This window comes from Streptomyces sp. NPDC101118, from assembly GCF_044759445.1.
Lineage (GTDB): Bacteria > Actinomycetota > Actinomycetes > Streptomycetales > Streptomycetaceae > Streptomyces.
On sequence record NZ_JBIVZG010000040.1, the window covers coordinates 13,216 to 27,858 of the forward strand.

The 14,643-nt window shown below is 76.1% G+C and carries 9 protein-coding genes; 4 read left to right on the plus strand and 5 right to left on the minus strand.

The window, feature by feature from the left end; genetic code table 11:
- Positions 1-193 precede the first annotated feature (193 nt).
- Together ACIQUQ_RS35080 and ACIQUQ_RS35085 are read right to left on the minus strand one after the other, a co-directional pair.
- On the minus strand, positions 194-634 hold the full coding sequence (locus tag ACIQUQ_RS35080; RefSeq protein ID WP_399947304.1) for a roadblock/LC7 domain-containing protein: 441 nt from the start codon (positions 632-634) through the stop codon (positions 194-196).
- Positions 631-3,462, minus strand: coding sequence for a nitrate- and nitrite sensing domain-containing protein (locus ACIQUQ_RS35085; RefSeq protein ID WP_403984214.1), 2,832 nt, complete (start codon positions 3,460-3,462; stop codon positions 631-633). Before ACIQUQ_RS35085 ends, ACIQUQ_RS35080 begins: the two co-directional genes overlap by 4 nt.
- 327 nt (positions 3,463-3,789) lie before the next feature.
- Here ACIQUQ_RS35085 and ACIQUQ_RS35090 point away from each other — a divergent pair, with 327 nt between their 5' ends.
- Entirely contained in the window at positions 3,790-4,302 is a 513-nt protein-coding gene (locus tag ACIQUQ_RS35090; RefSeq protein ID WP_403984216.1) for a hypothetical protein, read from the plus strand.
- A gap of 40 nt (positions 4,303-4,342) precedes the next feature.
- On the opposite strand, the gene ACIQUQ_RS35095 is transcribed toward ACIQUQ_RS35090, so the two are convergent.
- The 3 genes from ACIQUQ_RS35095 to ACIQUQ_RS35105 form a co-directional block, all read right to left on the minus strand.
- Positions 4,343-9,061, minus strand: coding sequence for a hypothetical protein (locus ACIQUQ_RS35095; protein ID WP_403984218.1), 4,719 nt, complete (start codon positions 9,059-9,061; stop codon positions 4,343-4,345).
- Between the two features lie 147 nt (positions 9,062-9,208).
- Complete coding sequence (locus ACIQUQ_RS35100) at positions 9,209-10,183, minus strand: hypothetical protein (RefSeq protein WP_403984220.1); 975 nt, start codon at positions 10,181-10,183, stop codon at positions 9,209-9,211.
- Between the two features lie 70 nt (positions 10,184-10,253).
- The gene (locus tag ACIQUQ_RS35105) at positions 10,254-11,759 is read right to left on the minus strand and encodes a hypothetical protein (RefSeq protein WP_403984222.1); all 1,506 of its coding nucleotides are present in this window, start codon (positions 11,757-11,759) and stop codon (positions 10,254-10,256) included.
- A 218-nt stretch (positions 11,760-11,977) separates the two neighbouring features.
- Between ACIQUQ_RS35105 and ACIQUQ_RS35110 the strand changes: the two genes are divergently transcribed.
- From ACIQUQ_RS35110 to ACIQUQ_RS35120, 3 genes are all read left to right on the plus strand, one after another.
- The gene (locus ACIQUQ_RS35110; protein ID WP_403984224.1) at positions 11,978-12,739 is read left to right on the plus strand and encodes a LamB/YcsF family protein; all 762 of its coding nucleotides are present in this window, start codon (positions 11,978-11,980) and stop codon (positions 12,737-12,739) included.
- Positions 12,736-13,344: an allophanate hydrolase subunit 1 gene (locus tag ACIQUQ_RS35115; protein WP_403984226.1), complete on the plus strand. Its 609-nt coding sequence runs from the start codon at positions 12,736-12,738 to the stop codon at positions 13,342-13,344. The genes ACIQUQ_RS35110 and ACIQUQ_RS35115 overlap by 4 nt, the downstream gene beginning before the upstream one ends.
- A gap of 95 nt (positions 13,345-13,439) precedes the next feature.
- Positions 13,440-14,333: a biotin-dependent carboxyltransferase family protein gene (locus ACIQUQ_RS35120; protein WP_403984228.1), complete on the plus strand. Its 894-nt coding sequence runs from the start codon at positions 13,440-13,442 to the stop codon at positions 14,331-14,333.
- The last annotated feature ends 310 nt before the right edge of the window (positions 14,334-14,643 follow it).

Genomic DNA, 14,643 nt, shown 5'->3' on the forward strand with positions numbered 1-14,643 from the left:
GTCCCCCGGGTACGGCTCGGGCGCCGGGTACGAGTCGGGCGCCGGGTACGGGTCGGGCGCCGGGAACGCGTCCCCCGGGGCCGCGTCCGGGTGCCGGAGGCCGTCGTGGCCCTCCGGGTCCTGGAACGCGCCCGCGGAGTCCTCCGGGTGGTACGGGGTGGGGATCGGACCTGTGGCCGTCATGCGGTCCGCCTCACCCTCCGGCTGGGGCCCCGCCGCGCGGCGCGGTCGCCAGGTGGGCGCCCACTCGCTTGACCATCAGGGTCATCTCGTACGCGACCTGGCCGACGTCGGAGTCCGCGTCGGACAGGACGGCCAGGCAGCTGCCGTCGCCCGCGGCCGTGACGAAGAGGAAGGCCTCGTCGAGCTCGACCACGGTCTGGCGGACCTGGCCCGCCTCGAAGTGGCGGCCGACGCCCTTGGCCAGGCTGTGGAAGCCCGAGGCGACCGCGGCCAGGTGCTCGCTGTCCTCGCGGGTGAGGTCCTTGGAGCGGCCGGTCGGCAGTCCGTCCCCGGAGAGGACCAGCGCTTTGCGGATGCTGCCGACCCGGTCGACCAACTCGTCGAGGAGCCAGTTCAGCTGGCCGTCGCCCCGGCTGCCGGATTCGTGCGCTGCGGTCTGCGGTGCGGTCATCGACCGTCCCCCTCCGATGTGCTGCTTGCGTTGCGTGGGTCGTTCAGGGCTGGACCGGGCGGCTGCCCGGCGTTGTGCCGTCGGCCCGCCTGCCAGCCACGCTGGAGGGCGGACATCCTGCTGCGCACTTCGTCCGCGTCCCGGTCCTCGGCCGGTCCGGTCGGCGCCGGTGCCGGCGGCGCGTCCTTGAGCTGGGGTGCCAGGCTGGCCTGCCGGACGCGGCGGGGCAGTCCGCCGGGCCCGGTGGGCGGCTCGCCGCCGGTGGCCGGCTCCCTGCCTGCGGGGCGGCCGGCCAGGGGGGCGCGGTCCGGGCCCGTCGGGGCGTGGGGGCCGGTGTCCCGGGTGGCCGGGCGTGCGGTCCGGCCGGCGGGGCCGCCCTCGCGGACGGGTGCGGGCTCGGCGGGGGCCGGCTGGGGCACGACCGACACCGGGCGGGTGTCGACGCGCCGCCCGTGGTCGGCGACCAGCGTCGGCGTGCGGCGCCGGCGCGGCAGCGGTACGGGGCCGCCGGAGACCGGACGGGCGTCGGTGCGGGCGGCCTCCAGGCGCGGGCCCTCGGTCCGGCCGCCGTCGCCGGGTACGCCGTCCAGGCGGGCGCTCTCCAGCCGTACGGGTCCGCCGGCGGTACGTTCCTGCGCCGCGGTGCCGGGCCGGGCGCCGCCGAGCAGGCCGCCGCGGGAGGGGGCGTCGTCGATGCCGGGGATGCCGTCCAGCACCTCGGCGTCGTCCAGGCCCAGCACGCTGATCGGGGCCTCCAGTTCCACCGGGCCGTCCAGCACCATCGAGGGGCCGGCCTGCACGGGTACGCCCGCCAGGCCGGGCCGCCGCGGTGCGCCGGGCAGGCCGGGCGTACCGCCTGTGCGGCCGGGGCCGACCGCCTTGCGCCCGTCGCGGTCGGACTTGTCGAGGCGGAAGCCGGTGCCGTTGGTCTCGGGCGCCTCGGTGAGCAGGGGCGCCGGGATGAACACGACGGCGGTGGTGCCGCCGTACGGGGACGTCTGGAGCGAGACGCGGACGGAGTGGCGCTGGGCGAGGCGGCTGACCACGAAGAGTCCGAGCCGGTCGGTGTCGGAGAGCTCGAACTCGGGGGTCTCGGCGAGCCGGAGGTTCGCGTCGAGCAGGGCCTCGGGCGCCATGCCCAGGCCGCGGTCGTGGATCTCCAGGGTGAAGCCGTTCGCCACGCGCTCGCCGAGCACCTGTACCGCGGTGTGCGGGGGCGAGAACACGGTGGCGTTCTCGATGAGTTCGGCGATCAGGTGGGTGAGGTCGGCGACGGCGGGGCCGGCGATGCCGAGCCGGGGCAGCCGCCGGACCTCGATGCGCTCGTAGTCCTCGACCTCGGCGACCGCGGCGCGTACCACGTCCATCAGCTGGACCGGCTTGCGCCACTGACGGGAGGGCGCAGCGCCGGAGAGGATCACCAGACCCTCGGCGTGGCGGCGCATGCGGGTGGTCATGTGGTCGAGGCGGAAGAGGTCGGCGAGCTCCTCGGAGTCCTCGGTACGCCGCTCCATGGCGTCCAGCAGGGTCAGCTGGCGGTGCAGCAGCACCTGGTTGCGGCGGGCGAGGTTGACGAACACCTCGGAGACGCCGCGGCGGAGTTCGGCCTGCTTGACGGCGGCCTCGACGGCCGCGCGCTGGAGGGTGTTGAGGGCCTTGCCGACCTGGCCGACCTCGTCCTTGTCGTACTCCAGGCGGGGCGCCTCGGTCTCGACGTCGACCTGCTCGCCGGCCGCGAGGCGGCGCATCACGCTCGGCAGGCGGACGCCGGACACCTCGTGGGCCTCCTTGCGCAGCCGGGAGAGGTCGCGGACCAGGTCGCGGCCGATGCGCACGGAGAGCAGGACGGAGACCAGCAGGGCGAGGAAGCCGAGGAAGCCGGCGATGGCGGCCTTGAGGAGGACCAGGTGGGCCTGGGGCTCGACGCGCTGCTGGTAGCGGTCGCCGGCCTGGGTGCCCATCTCGCCGAGCTTGTCGAGGACCTGGCCGGTCGCCTCCTTCCACTCGGCGGCGGTCACGGCGCGCGGGCGCTTGGTGGGGCCCTGCGCGATGAAGCCCTCCTCGGCGTCGCGCAGCGGGCGCGTCTCGGGGCTCAGCCAGAACTTCTCGAAGCGCTCGCGCTCCTCGCCGGGCAGGACCTCGAGGTTGAAGGCGTAGAGCAGGCGGCGGTTGGCGATCAGGTCGGAGACGGTCCGGGTGTCCTGGGCGGTGACGCGGCGGGCGGCCAGGGCGGCGGCGATCACGGCGTCCTCGCGCGACAGGGTCTCGCGGGCGCGGGTGATGCCGACCAGGGCGCGGCCCTGCTTGTCCATCTCCACGTTGTCGAGGCCGTGGAGGTTCATCAGGAACGTGTAGCAGGGGTCGACCAGCCGGTTGTAGAGCTCCAGCGCCTGGTCGGGGTCGAGTTCGGTGCGGTCGACGGAGCGCCGCAGCGCCTCGATCTCCTCGAACGCGTCGAGGATGGAGTTCAGCCGGCCGGAGGTGTCCGAGGACAGCTCCTCCTGGACGTCCGGGTCGAGGGCGTCGCGGCGGATCTTCGCGACCACCTTGTCGGTGGCGGTGCGGCGGCGCGCCAGCTCGGCGAGCTCCTGGGAGGCGCGCGGGTCGCCGAGGAGCACGAGGCTCTGGCGGCGCTCCTTCTGGATGACCCGGACCACGTCCTCGACGGGATAGCCGACCTTCTCGATCACGAAGGCCACGTCGAGGAGTTGGGCGGCCTCGCGGCCCGTGATGACGGTGGCGAAGCCCCACATGGCCGTCAGGGAGACGAGCGGCACAAGCAGCAGCGCCACGATCTTCCGGCGGATGGTTCCCCCGCGAAAGCGCATGGCCTCCCCCAGCTCAACCCCCGCGTGCGGGGTAGGTGTTCCGTCAATAAACGGCGTGAGCCTACTACTGCCCCGCAGGCAACTCGAAGGCGTGTCCGGACGTTTTCGGCCGGAGCCCTGGACGAAGATCACCAGTTGTCCGATACTTCCGGTCAAGAGCAGCCCGAAATGTGGCACATGACACCTGGTGGGGCGTCAGTTCGCCCATCGTGGCGGTTGGCTGGAATCTTTCGTTCCGTCAAGCTCCGGCGGGAATCACGAGCGGGTGTGAATCGTCTTTCTGTTCAGAACGGCATGGGGAGCCGTGTGGTGGGGAGTGAGCGGACCATGGGCAGGGAGCAGTACGAAGCGGTGCGCGCGGCCGGGACCGGCCGCGGGACCGCGTACGCGACGCAGGAAGAGGACTACGGCTACCGCTCCGGCGTGGCCTTCGGCTACGGCTACCGCTCGGGGCCCGGCGTCCCGAGGCAGCGCGGGCTGTGGGTCGAGGAACCGGTCGGGCGGCGCAGACTGCCGGATCCGGTGCGCACCTCCGCGGTGCGGGCCGTGCTGCTGGTGTCGCTCACGCTGATCCAGGCCTCGGTGACGTTCCTCCTGACGGTCACCGGGTCCTGGCTGGCCTTCCCGATGGTGCTGGGCGCGATCGCCGGCACCGTCGTCGCCACCTGGGGCGTGCTGGACGTGTGGGTGACCCGGCAGATGTGGAACCAGCGGAACGGCGTGGTCTCGGTGCCGAGCAGCACGGCACGGCGGCTCCGCCGCGAGCGGCGGCGCGCACGCCGGCGGGCTCGCAAGGCGGCCCGGATACGGCAGCGCGGCGGCCGGCTGAAGGAAGCCTGACCGCCGCGGCGCGGGGTGGGGGCGAGGGCGCCGGTACCGGCTACTCCGCCGGCGTCTGGCTGCGCCGGAACATGCGCGTGGCCGTGATCTCGCCGTGCACCTGCTCGCCCTCCGGGTCGGGCACCGGCAGGCCGGGCCGCAGGTGCTCCTCCACGCTGATGTACTTCAGGCCCGCCCGCAGGTCCGCGTCGTTGCGCAGCCGGATGACCAGCGGGAACTCCGCGAGCGCCGTCGTGTCGAACAGACCGGTGGTGTAGAGCAGCTGGACACCGAGCGCGTCCGAAACGGCCCGCTGGAGCTCCAGCAGGTACGTGGCGTTGGCGCGGCCGATGGGGTTGTCGAGGAACAGCGTGCCCGCGTGGCGGTGCCGGTCGCGGCCGCGGTCGTTGCTGCGCAGCGCGGCCATCGTGCAGTACAGCGCGATGGCGGCGGTGAGCAGCTGGCCGCCGGAGAACACGTCGCCCATCTGGCCCACCGGCACGCGCTCGGCGCGCAGCACGGCGTCCGGCTTGAGGATCTCCACGGAGATGCCGCGCGGCTGCAGCGCCGCGTGGACACCGCGCAGCAGCAGGGACATGCCGTCGCGGCGGCCCTCGCCGAAGGAGGCGTTCTTCCTGACCGCCGAGCGGGTGGCCTCGTCGATGACCTCGCCGAGCCGCTCGGTGAGCGTGGCCTGGTCGGGCTCCTCGAAGCGGATCCGCAGGAACTCCTGGCCCGACCACTCCCCCAGGCCTTCCGGCAGCTGGGACAGCCGCTGGGCGGAGCGCAGCGTGGCCAGCGCGGACTCCACGAGTCCGCGGAGCCGGTCCACGATGCTGTCGCGGTTCCGCTCCAGCTGCTCCAGCTCGTCGGTCAGGACGCGCAGGCGCGGGGCGAACGCGGCGGCCCAGGACGCCGCGTGCTCCGGCAGCGCGGCCGCAGGGAGCTCCCGGATCTGCTGGCGCGCGGGGGTGCGCACCTGCTCGTACCGGGTGGAGTTGGCGTGCCGCACGAGGACGTCGCTCGCCTCGCGCACGGCCGCCTCGGCCGCCGAGAGGTCGGCGGAGCAGCCGCGCAGCGAGCGGCGGGCCTCGGCCGCGGAGTGCCGGGCCTCCTCCAGGCTGCCCGGGTACGGGCCGGTCTCCTGGTCCTCGTCCTCGGCCGGGTGGTGGTCCCGCAGCAGGTCGCGCAGCAGGGCGGCGGTCTCGTCGAAGCCGCCGACGGCGTCCTCGGCGGCCCGGTGCGCGGCCAGCAGCTCGGTGTGCGCGGCACGGGCGCTGTCCACCGCCCCGGTGTGGGCGGCGAGCTGGGCGCTCGCGGCGCGCAGCATGGCCTGGGCCCGCTCCACGTCGGCCGGGACCTGCTCCTCGGTGAGCTCGACGTGCGCCTCGCCGTCGGTGGGGGCGAGGCGCTCGGCCTCGCCGCGCAGGCGGCCGAGCTGCTCGCTGGCCGCGGAGGCACGCGACTCCAGCATCTGGACGAGCGACTCGGCACGGGCGGCCGCGGCCTGGCGGGACGGGCCGTCGGCGCCGTCCGTGCCCTCCAGGAGCTGGGCGGCACGGGTGCGGACCTTGTTGGTGAGCCGGTCGAGCTCGGCCAGGGCCGCGCTCTCGTCGCTCTCGGCGCGGGCCTGCTCGGCGCGCAGGTCCGCGCCGACGCCCACCTTCTCGTACAGCTGGGAGGCGGCGCGGTAGGCCTCGCGGAGGGCCGGGAGGGAGGCGCGCGGCCGCTCCTCGCCGGCGTCCGGGGAGGGGAGCTGGTCGGGGTTCTCGGCGGCCGGGTCCGGGGCGCCGGCGATCTCCGCGCGCTCGGCGCGCAGGGCGCGGGCGGTGCGGCGGGCGTCGTCGGCGGCGCGCTGCGCGGCGCGGCGGTCCTCGTCCGCGGCGCGGGCGCGCTCCAGGCAGGCCTCGGCGCGGGCCTCGGACTCGGCGGCCTCGTCGGCCAGTTCACGCAGCCGGGAGCCCCAGCCGGCGCGCTCGCGGAGCCGGAACGCCAGTCCGGCGAGGGCGTCGGCGGCACGCCGGGCGCGCTGGGCCGCCTCCTGGCGCTCGTCGCGGACCCGGGCGGCGTCGGCGGCCGCCTCCTCGGTCTCGGCGCGCCCGGTACGGGCCTCCGCCAGCCCGGCGGCGGCCTCCTCCGCGGCGGCGCGGGCGGTACGGGCGTGCTCGGCCAGCTCCGCGAGGCGGCCGGGCGGGCAGCCGGTGCGCCAGGAGCCGAGCCGGGCCGCGAGGGCGCGGTCCCCGGCGAGCCGGGCGGCCAGCGCGCGGATCTCGGCGTCGCGCTCGGCGGCCCGCGTGCGCAGGGCCTGCCGCTCCTCGTCCGCGGCGTGCTCGTCGTGCATGGCCGGGTTCGGCGGTACGAGGAACACGCCCGCGTCGGCCCCGGCCGGCGGCACGGGGGCGAGGAGGGCGGCGGCGGTGCCGACGGCCACGGCGGAGCGCGGCAGCAGCGCGGCGGAGCCGAGGACCTCGCGGGCACGGGCGTGGCTGTCGGGGTCGGTGATGACGACGCCGTCGACCAGCTCGGGGCGGGCCGCGAGGACGGCGGCGTGGTCGGCGGGGTCCACGGACTGGGCGAGGTAGCGCCAGCCGGGCAGGGCCGGGATGCCGTGCTCGCCGAGGTACTCCACCGTCGCCAGCACGTCGGGGCCGGGCGGCAGCAGTCCGCCGTCGCCGAGGGCGCCGAGGATGCGGGAGTCGTCGGCGGCGGCCGTGCGCAGCTCGAAGAGCTGGCGTTCGGCGGCGGTGACGCCCTGGTCGAGGAGGTGCTGGAGGTCCTCGGCGTTGCGGTCGAGGTCCTCGGCGGTGAGGAGGCCGGGGTGCGTGGCGGGCAGGCCGGGGTCGGCGGCGTCGGCGGTCGCGCCGGGGCCGTGCGGTCCGGCGTCCGCGGTGCCGTCGTCGGTGGGGCGGGGGGCCTGCGGGGACGGGTCGCCGGCGGCCGGGAGGCCGAGGAGCTCGGCGAGGCGGGGCTCCTGGGCCAGCGACTCGGCGGCGCGGCGCTCGGCCTCGTACGCGCCCTCGGCGGCGTCGGCGGCATCCGCTGCGCGGGCGGCGGCCAGCTCACCGCGGGCGGCCGCGGCGGCGGCCTCACGGGCGGTGTCGGAGGCGCCCCGGGCCGCCTCGCGGGCCTCGTCCCAGGCGGCGACGGCGGTCTTCTCTGCATCGCTGGCGGCCAGCGCCGCACGCGCCGGGTCGGCGTCGGGGGCGGAGTCGTCCAGCCAGCCGGCGCGGACCGCCTCGGCGGTCTCCTGCTCGACCTCGGCGAGGCGCTGGCGCAGGTGTTCGGCCTCGCTGCGGGCCCGCTGTGCGCCGGTGGCCGCGGCCGTGGCGTCGCGGTAGGCGGCCTCGCCCGCGGCCTGGAGCCCGGCGGAGCGTTCCTCCTCCTCGTTGGCGACGCGCTCGCCCTCCCCCGCGGCCGCGTGGAGCGCGCGTACCAGCTCGGCCGCGGCCGTGGCGCGGGCGGCCAGGGCGGGCGCGGCGTCCCGCTCGGCCTCGCGGATGGCGGCGGCCACGCGGGCGGAGCGGTCGGCGGCGGCGCGGTGGCGCAGCACGGCCTCGGCGGCCTGCCAGGCCGAGTACAGCGTGCGGGCGTCGCCGAGTTCGCGCTTCTGGGCGGCGGCGGCCTTCTCCGCCACGGCGAGGGCCAGGGAGGCGTGCCGGTAGGCGAGCTCGGCGGCCACGAGGGAGCTGCGGCCGCGGGCGCCCTCGGCCTCGGTGACCTGGTGGGCGGCGGCCGTGACGGCTTGCGCCAGCTCGGCGGCCCGCCCGCGCTCCTCGGCGGCCCGGGCGGACAGGCGCCGGGCGAGGGTGCGGGTGCGCCGCTCGGCGCCGGCGTGGATGTCGCGGGTGCGGGCTCGGGTGTCGGCGGCCTCGACGATGCGGCCGAGGAGGTCGACCGAGCCGGCGGTGAAGTCGCGCTCGGCCATCAGCTCGGCGCGGCGGCCCAGCTTGTTGCCGAAGCCGTGCACGAGGTCGGCGAGGCCGTCGGTGTCCCGGGTGTCGGTGACGGCGCGCAGGAGGAGGTCGGTGAAGTCGGAGTCCTTCTTGACCGCGAAGAGGCCGGCGGCCTCGCCCTCGTCGGCGTTCATCTCGCGCTGGTAGCGGAACAGCTCCGGGTCCAGACCGAGTTCCGTGAGGTGCTCGTTCCAGCGGTCGTGGATCTCCTCCCAGCACACGTCGAGGTGCGGGTAGGCCTTGCCGGCCTCGGTGATCGCGTCGCGGAAGCCCTTCATGGTCCGGCGCCGGCCCTGGGCGCCGGAGGCGCCCTCGACGGGCGGGCGGACCGCCGTGGACTCGGCGACCGGGAGGTTGTCCAGGCTCAGGCCCGGGCCGGGCCTGAAGGAGTACCAGGCCTCGGCGAACTTGCGCGGGTCGTTGGAGACCTGGCGGCCGCGCCACTCGCTGACCTTGCCGACGACCACGCACTCACCGGTCTGGGTGTGCTGCCACTCCAGCGCCACGTGCCCGCAGTCGTCGGCGAGCAGGAACTTCCGCAGCACGCCGGAGCTGGCGCCGCCGAGGGTGTTGCGGTGGCCGGGGAGCATCACCGAGAAGATCAGCTTCAGGAGTACGGACTTGCCGCCGCCGTTCTCCAGGAAGAGCACGCCCGCGGGCGCGGGCCGGCGCGGCGGGCCGACGGGCTCCTCCTCGAAGAACTCCGCCTGCATGGGGGCCGGGTGGGGCACCGGCTCGCCGACCCCGCGCAGGTCGAGCACGGTGTCGGCGTAGCGTGCGCCGGCGGGCCCGATGGAGTAGAGGCGGATCCGGGACAGCTCGTACATGGCGGCGGACTCTCGTGGTGGTGGTCGTGCGGCTGGTGCGGGGGCCGGGGGGTGGGGGCCGGGGGGTGCGGGGGGTCGGGGTGCGAGGGGTCGGCGGGCTGGGGGGTGCTCGGCGGGCGGGGCTGCTCGGCGGGCTGCGGGGCGCGGCTACGCGTGGAACGGGAGGCCCGCGTCCGCAACCAGTTCCAGGTCGTCGCCCTCCGGCGGCGGCAGCAGGCTGGCCGAGCCGTCGGTGACGGGGACCACGCCCAGTTCCAGCAGCTCCGCCATCGCGGCGCTGCCCGCCATGTCCCGGACCTGGAGCTGGTAACGGGCGGTGGTGCGGTACGTGCCTCCGGCGTCGTCCCCGGTGCGCTGGAGGAACCCGGAGTCGGTGAGGAAGGCGACCGCCTTGCCGACGATGCCCGTGGTGGAGCCGGCCAGCCGGCGGGCGTCCTTGGTGGCACCGGTGGCGCTGCGGCGGGCGTAGACGCGCCAGGCCGCCTCCAGACCGGGGGCGTCGCTGGCCGGGTCGGAGTTCTCTCCCAGCTCCTCGGCGCGCTCCTCCAGGCGACGGCAGGCCTGCCGGACGAAAGCGTCGACGCCGTTGACCGTGATGCGGCCGATGTACCCGTCGTCGGCGAGGTCCTCGGGGCGGGGGAAGGCCAGGGCGGCCACGGCGAGGTGGGCCAGGCCGTGCAGGAAGCGGTCGCCCGAGTCGGCGGCGGTGCGGCGCGCGTAGTCGCCCATCCGGACCGCGAAGACGGAGTCCTCGCCCGCGGCCACGGCCATGCCGGCGCGGGTGGAGACCTCCAGGACGACCAGACCGAGCCCGGTCGCGACGGCGTCGGCCAGGCGCGCGAAGGCGGGGTCCTCGCGGTAGCGGCGGAGCAGCTCGGCGTACTCGTGGTCGCGGGCGGGCGCCAGCTTGGGCTGGAGGCCGAAGGCGACGAGACGGGCCGCGTCCGCCGCGTCGGCGGGCGTGACGGGGGCGGGTGCCCCCGCGGTGGCTGCGGATGCCCCCGCGGTGGCTGCGGGAGCCGTGGTGGCTGCGGGCGCCGTGGTGGCTGCGGGCCCCGTGGTGACCTGGTCCGACGGGGCGTCGGGGTCGCTCCACGCGGGGTGCTCGGCGTGGTCGGTCACGGCTGGGGCTCCTTGGCTGTCACTGCTGGGCACGTGCTGGTCGTACGGGGGTGGGTGGGGTCGTACGGGGTCACGCCGCCTCCGTACGGTCGGCGGCCATGCCCGCGGCGTCGAGCAGCGCGGTGCCGACGATGAGGTCGGCACCGCCGAACTCCGGGTCGTCCAGCCGGGCGCCGTCGTCCACGGCGAACAGCAGCCGCTCCTCGCCCTGGCGGTACGCCGTGCCGACGGCCGGGCTCGCGGCGTGCACGGCCAGCAGCGCGACCAGGTAGGGCAGGTCGGGGTCGAGCCGTCGCGCCTCGGCCAGCAGGCCGGACAGCCGGCGCGGGGCGTCGTGGGGCAGGTCGAGGAGTTCCGTCGCGGCGGCGAGCTGCTCCTCGCTGAACCGGCTGTCGTCCGGGGTCGCGATCAGGTCCGGCTCGGGCATCTCGGCCCCGAGGTGCTCCCGCTCCAGGGGCGGGGTGAGCAGGATCTCGACCAGGTCGGCGACGCGTACCGACACCGGCGTGCGCAGGCCCGTGCCAGCGGCGAAGAAGGCGTCCGTGACCTGCGTCGCCTGCTCCAGGGGCAGCGGGAGGGTGGGCGCGAGGAGCTGTCCGTACAGGTCGATGCCGGCGCGCGCGGCGGGCGCGGCGAAGGCCTGCCGGTCCTGCTCCGCGCGGAAGAGCGGTCCCGCTTCGAGGAGGCGGGACTGGAGCTGCGTGTGGCGGCGGATGCAGTCCTTGACGATGTCCACCAGCTCGGCGGCGCGCCGCTTGTTCTCCGGGTCCTCGGCCTCGTCGCGGGCCTTGCGGATGTTGGTGAGGATGGCGTTCTCGTGGCGGTAGCGGTCCGCCACGTGGTCCAGCGCCTCGGCGATCATGTCGGGGACGGTCTGGAGCCAGTCGACGGCGCGGACGTTGCGCCGGGTGGCGTCCAGGGTCTTGCGGAGCGTCTCGGCGAACTGCACGGTGCGGTAGCGGGCCTGCTCGGCGGCCAGCTGGGCGTCCGCGAGGCGGCCGCGGCTGATCAGCACCTCCAGCTTCACCTCGGCGGCGATCTGGGCGCTGGTGACGTCGGTGTCCAGGGCGCCGACCAGGACGTTGACGGCCTCGTCGGTGGTCCGGAGGTAGACCGTGCCGCCGTACCCGGGGACCTCCTCGATCAGCTTGAAGTCGTAGTCCCGGCGCACGTAGACGCCGTCGGGGCCGAAGGTGCCGTAGACCGCGCGGAAGCCGCGGTCGACGCTGCCGACGTTGATCAGGTTCTCGAGCACCCAGCGGGCCACGCGCTCGTGCTCGGCGGTGGGGCGCCCGGGGGCCTGGGCCGCGATGCGCGGCAGGAGGCGGTGGACTATCTGCTCGTGGTCCGCGCCCGTGTCGAAGTCCATGTTGAGGGTGACGAGGTCGATCGCGGCGAGGGCGACCTCGGCCATGGCGTAGACCGTGTACTCGCCGGCCAGGTTGGCCTTGCGGGCGTCCAGGTCGTGCAGCGGGGCGGTGCACGCGAGCGCGCGGAGCCGCCGTGCCAGGCCCTCGTCGGCGGCCGGGCCCGGTGCCGGGGACGGAAGGGTCTTCGCCGGGGCAGGAAACGTCACGACGGAAAGATTAGGCGGTCACCCTGACAACGACCCAAACGGCAGGGTTCGGATGGATTGTTCTGGGGCGGGATGCGGTGCGCACTCGGGGTGGGTGGGTGGGTGGGGGTGAGTGGCTGGGGTGGGTGGGCGCGGTGAGTGGCTCTGGGGTGGGTGGGTGTGTGGGTGTGGTGAGTGGCTGGGCTGGGTGCGACGCGTACGTGGCCTACGCTCGCGGCATGGATTCCATGATCGTAGCTGGCGCATCGGGAACCGTCCCGCGGGTCGTCGACCTCAACGCCGACCTGGGAGAGGGCTTCGGCCGGTGGACCCTGACGGACGACGAGGCGCTGCTGTCGGTGGTGACCAGCGCGAACGTCGCGTGCGGCTTCCACGCCGGGGACCCGTCGACCATGCGGCGGGTGTGCGAGCTGGCCGCGGAGCGGGGCGTGCGGATCGGGGCGCAGGTCTCGTACCGGGACCTGGCGGGGTTCGGGCGGCGCGCGATGGACGTGCCTGCCCGCGAACTGGCGGACGAGGTGGCGTACCAGATCGGGGCCCTGGACGTGTTCGCGCGGGCGGCGGGGTCCGCCGTGTCGTACGTCAAACCGCACGGCGCCCTCTACAACCGCACCGTGCACGACGCGGAGCAGGCGGGGGCGGTGGTCGCCGGCGTCCGGCTGGCGGGAGGCGCCCTGCCGGTGCTGGGGCTGCCGGGTTCGCTGCTGCTGGAGGCGGCGGCGGGTGCGGGGCTCACGGCGGTGCCGGAGTGCTTCGCGGACCGGGCGTACACGGAGGCCGGCACGCTGGTGCCGCGCACCGAGCCGGGAGCGGTGCTGCACGAGCCGGAGGCGGTGGTGGCCCAGGCCCTGACACTGGTGGGCGCGGGGGCCGGCCGGTCGCTGTGCCTGCACGGGGACACGCCGGGCGCGGTGGAACTGGCCCGGCGGGTGCGGCGGGAGCTGGAGGCGACGGGGGTCCGGGTGGAGGGGTTTGCGTGAGGGTGCTGCGGGTGGGGCGCGAGGCGCTGCTGATCGAGGTGGGTTCCGGGGAGGAGGTGGCGGCGCTCCACGCGGAGCTGGTGCGGCGGCGGGCGGAGGGGGAGCTCGGGGTCGTACGGGAGATCGTGCCCGCGGCTCGGACCGTACTGCTGGACGGTGTGGCGGACGCGTCTACCCTGGCGGCCCGGCTGCCCGGGTGGGAGGTGCCGCCGCTGGTGCCGGCCGCGGGTCCGCAGGTGGTGGTGCCGGTCAGGTACGACGGGCCGGACGCGGCGGAGGTCGCGGAGCTGTGGGGTGCGCCGGTGGCGGAGGTCATGGCGTCCGTGGAGTTCCGGGTGGCCTTCTGCGGCTTCGCGCCCGGGTTCGGCTACCTGACGGGGCTGCCCGAGCGCTTCCACGTGCCGCGTCGCGGGACGCCGCGCACGTCGGTGCCGGCCGGCTCGGTGGCCCTGGCGGGCGAGTTCGCCGGGGTGTACCCGAGGTCGTCGCCGGGAGGGTGGCAGCTGGTCGGGAGTACGGATGCGGTCCTGTGGGACCCGGACCGTGACCCGGCGGCCCTCTTCACGCCGGGCACCCGGGTGCGGTTCCGGGAGGTGGCGGGGTGAGTGGGGTGCATGGGCTGAGTGGGGTGAGTGGATCGCCTGGGGCGAGTGGGTTGCGCGGGGCGAGGGGGTTGCGCGGGGCGAGCGGAGTGGGCGGAATGGGTGCTGGGGGTGCCCGCGGTGCCGCGCTTGAGGTGGTGCGGGCCGGTGCCCTCGTCACCGTGCAGGACCTCGGGCGGCCCGGGTACGCGCACGTGGGGGTCCCGTTGTCGGGCGCCCTGGACTGCGGGGCCCACGTGCTGGCCAACCGGCTGCTGGGCAATCCGCCCGGTGCGGCCACGCTGGAGACCACCCTCGACGGGGTGGGGCTGAGGGCGCTGGCGCCGGTCACGGTGGCGGTGACGGGTGCGCCCTGCCCGGTACGCGTGGCCGGGCGCCCGGTGGCCTGGGGTGCGCCGGTGCTGGTCCCGGTGGGCGCGGTGCTGGAGGTGGGGCGGGCGGTGCGGGGCGTGCGCTCGTACGTGGGGGTGCGGGGAGGGATCGCTGTGCCGGAGGTGCTGGGCAGCCGGTCCGCCGACCTGCTCTCGGGGCTCGGGCCGGCGCCGCTCGCCGTGGGGGTCGAGCTCGCCGTGGGTGGGGCGGCCGAGGCTGCCGGGGAGATCCCCGGCGTTGACGTACTGCCCGCGCCGGCTCCGCCCGGTGAGCTGGTGCTGCCCGTCGTGCTGGGGCCGCGGGACGACTGGTTCGAGGGGGCCGCGGAGGCGCTGGCCCGCGGCGGCTACCGGGTCTCCCCGGCCAGCAACCGCATCGGGCTGCGGACCGAGGGCGGGCCGGCTCTCGTGCGCTCGCGTACCGGGTCCGGGGAGCTGCCGAGCGAGGGCATGGTGCTGGGGGCGGTGCAGGTGCCGCCGGACGGGATGCCGGTCGTCTTCCTGGCGGACCACCCTGTGACGGGTGGCTACCCGGTGGTCGGCGTCGTGCCCCGCAGTGCCCTGGACGCAGCGGCCCAGGCCCGCCCGGGGACGCCGGTGGTGTTCGTACCGAGTAGGTAGCGCCGGAGGCCGGGGTTGGGGTCGGGGTCGGCGAGGTGGCCGGACGGCGGCATCGCCTGGGCGAGGGGAGGGAGGTGACCGGACGGCGGCACCACCCAGGCCGAGGACAGCAAGACCACCCCACCACGGCACCACCCAGGCCAAGGACAGCAAGACCACCCCACGGCCACGTCACCTGGGCCCGCCTCAGGGAGGGCGCCGGTCTGGGGCCGTCCGCCGACCGAGGGTTTCCGGGCCGGGGCACCCTGTCAAGGGCGCTACGCGTCGCTGCGCGGTGTCCCGTAGGGGCACCCCTGTGAGGGGGGCCCGG

Excerpts from the sequence above, each read along its gene's own strand:
- ACIQUQ_RS35080 (WP_399947304.1), bottom strand. The coding sequence starts at position 634 with ATGACCGCACCGCAGACCGCAGCGCACGAATCCGGCAGCCGGGGCGAC.
- ACIQUQ_RS35085 (WP_403984214.1), bottom strand. The coding sequence starts at position 3,462 with ATGCGCTTTCGCGGGGGAACCATCCGCCGGAAGATCGTGGCGCTGCTG.
- ACIQUQ_RS35090 (WP_403984216.1), top strand. The coding sequence starts at position 3,790 with ATGGGCAGGGAGCAGTACGAAGCGGTGCGCGCGGCCGGGACCGGCCGC.
- ACIQUQ_RS35095 (WP_403984218.1), bottom strand. The coding sequence starts at position 9,061 with ATGTACGAGCTGTCCCGGATCCGCCTCTACTCCATCGGGCCCGCCGGC.
- ACIQUQ_RS35110 (WP_403984224.1), top strand. The coding sequence starts at position 11,978 with ATGGATTCCATGATCGTAGCTGGCGCATCGGGAACCGTCCCGCGGGTC.
- ACIQUQ_RS35120 (WP_403984228.1), top strand. The coding sequence starts at position 13,440 with ATGGGTGCTGGGGGTGCCCGCGGTGCCGCGCTTGAGGTGGTGCGGGCC.